Origin of the sequence: Burkholderia sp. HI2714 (genome assembly GCF_002223085.1) — a bacterium.
Lineage (GTDB): Bacteria > Pseudomonadota > Gammaproteobacteria > Burkholderiales > Burkholderiaceae > Burkholderia > Burkholderia lata_D.
The window spans coordinates 1-1,733 of record NZ_NKFM01000133.1; the positions used below are offsets into that span (position 1 = coordinate 1).

The 1,733-nt window shown below is 64.9% G+C and carries 3 protein-coding genes; all 3 read left to right on the forward strand.

What is annotated here, in order from left to right; translation table 11 throughout:
• Positions 1-294 precede the first annotated feature (294 nt).
• The 3 genes from CFB82_RS41425 (at position 295) to CFB82_RS41435 (ending at position 1,698) form a co-directional block, all read left to right on the forward strand.
• Positions 295-852 (forward strand): hypothetical protein, encoded by a 558-nt coding sequence (locus tag CFB82_RS41425; protein WP_089487951.1) that lies wholly within the window; start codon positions 295-297, stop codon positions 850-852.
• 283 nt (positions 853-1,135) lie between these two features.
• Entirely contained in the window at positions 1,136-1,432 is a 297-nt protein-coding gene (locus CFB82_RS43020; RefSeq protein WP_143751092.1) for a hypothetical protein, read from the forward strand.
• Entirely contained in the window at positions 1,429-1,698 is a 270-nt protein-coding gene (locus CFB82_RS41435; protein ID WP_089487953.1) for a hypothetical protein, read from the forward strand. Before CFB82_RS43020 ends, CFB82_RS41435 begins: the two co-directional genes overlap by 4 nt.
• Positions 1,699-1,733 lie beyond the last annotated feature (35 nt).

The window sequence follows — 1,733 nt, forward strand, 5'->3', positions numbered from 1 at the left end:
ATCGCGCGACGTGGCACCGCCGGCGGAGCCGGCCGGGTTCTCCAAGGGGCATCCCCTTGGAGCACGGGATATGGAAAGGGAAATGCGTCAGCATTTCCGTTTACATATCTGTCGTGCCTCGGCCTCCAGTCGAGCGTCGGGCGATAGATCATCACCAGATCGAATTGGATCGTCTTTAGATCACTTTTGGATAATTTGCAGATAAGCAGGAATCGTAGATTAATCGCTCTTGATGCATCTTTCGATCATTCACGGCATACTGGTGCCGTTTCTTGCCACCGGAAGCGCTCAAATATGGACGCCCCAATCTCCGTACAACGTGCACAGCGGCTCGACGCGCTGTCCGCCGTCTCCGATGGGCGGTCCAAAACCGCGCAGCTGCGCGACGTGTTCGACAGCGTCGAGCGGGCCATTCGCGCGGGCGTCTCCTATCCGGCGATCATTCAAGACCTGGCCGCGACCGGCCTCGAATTCACCTATCAAACGTTCGCTCTCACCGTGAAAAGAATTCGGCGTGAGCGCGGAATCGTGACTCGCCCGCCGCAGGCCGCACGCCCGGAAACTCGCCCGGTCGTCAGACGGGCGGAGGAAGCGCCGAATCTGTCGCCGTGTTCCGGTGACGACGGGGCCGTTCCGGACGAGGTGATGCCGGCTCCCACCGTACGCGAGCGCCGCCCGATTGCGCCGGTCGGCGCGAAGCTCCCGGACGACTGGCTCACGGCTGACCTGACGCGCGAACAAAAACGCCGGTTGACGGCCGAGCAGCGCCGCGCGCGCGCCGACGCTTTGGTTAAAAGCCTGTGGCCTAACCCTTTCGATCCCGTCACCCCCACCAAAGACCACCGCGCATGAGTCGGGCTGTCCTGGGGCGAGCACGCACGAAAGCGAAGTCGGCCTTGGCGCGATCGCCACGGCAACTGGCAGAGCTGGTTGCCGCGCTTGACGCCGCGGCCGATACGCTGTCGCCCATCGAAGCCGACGAGATTTGGGCGCAGTTGCTGGCGCTCGCCCGCGCGCTCAAACGGGGTGGGCACCCCAGACCGAAATCGCCACGGCGACCGCCACCGCCAGCGCCCGGTCAACTCGATCTCGTCGACGCGCTGACGGCCGGCTCTTGCGATCAGGCCCCGTTTGTATGAAAATCCCTGATCACGACCATCCCGAACCCGCTGCCGTCGTCGAAACCTGGCGACTGGCGGTCGGCACGTCCCTGTTTCTGATTAGCGTGCGCGCCGACGGCAGTTGGCAACCCGCCTATATTGCGCCGAGGCGTCTGGGCGGCTGGACCCTTCGGACCTTGCCGGACATGCCCGCGGCGGCCGATGTCGAAGCCGCCGTGCGCACGTGGGCCCAGCCGTACGGCCACGATCCGCAAATCCGGCGCCTGGCGGGGCCAAGGTCGCGCGCATCCACCTCGAGGCCAACCCCATGACTTTACTCAAGCGTCGACTGGTTGCCACCGACGAAAAGCTGCAGGAACTCAAGACCGCCCGCAAGGCGGCCGTCCAGGCGCAACGTCAGCAAGTCAAACAGACGCGCGCGGATCGCGAACGCAAGGTGAGGCTCGCCGGCGAAGCCGTGCTACGCCGCGTCGAACGCGGCGAATGGGATGCCGCGGATTTCCGACAAATGATGGATGACGCGCTGTCCCGTCCGGTTGATCGCGCGCTGTTCGAACTCGACGACGACCACGCATGACCAGTCGCCATGGCAAGGGGCCGCGATCGCCCCCC

Excerpts from the sequence above, each read along its gene's own strand:
- CFB82_RS41425 (WP_089487951.1), top strand. The coding sequence starts at position 295 with ATGGACGCCCCAATCTCCGTACAACGTGCACAGCGGCTCGACGCGCTG.
- CFB82_RS43020 (WP_143751092.1), top strand. The coding sequence starts at position 1,136 with ATGAAAATCCCTGATCACGACCATCCCGAACCCGCTGCCGTCGTCGAA.
- CFB82_RS41435 (WP_089487953.1), top strand. The coding sequence starts at position 1,429 with ATGACTTTACTCAAGCGTCGACTGGTTGCCACCGACGAAAAGCTGCAG.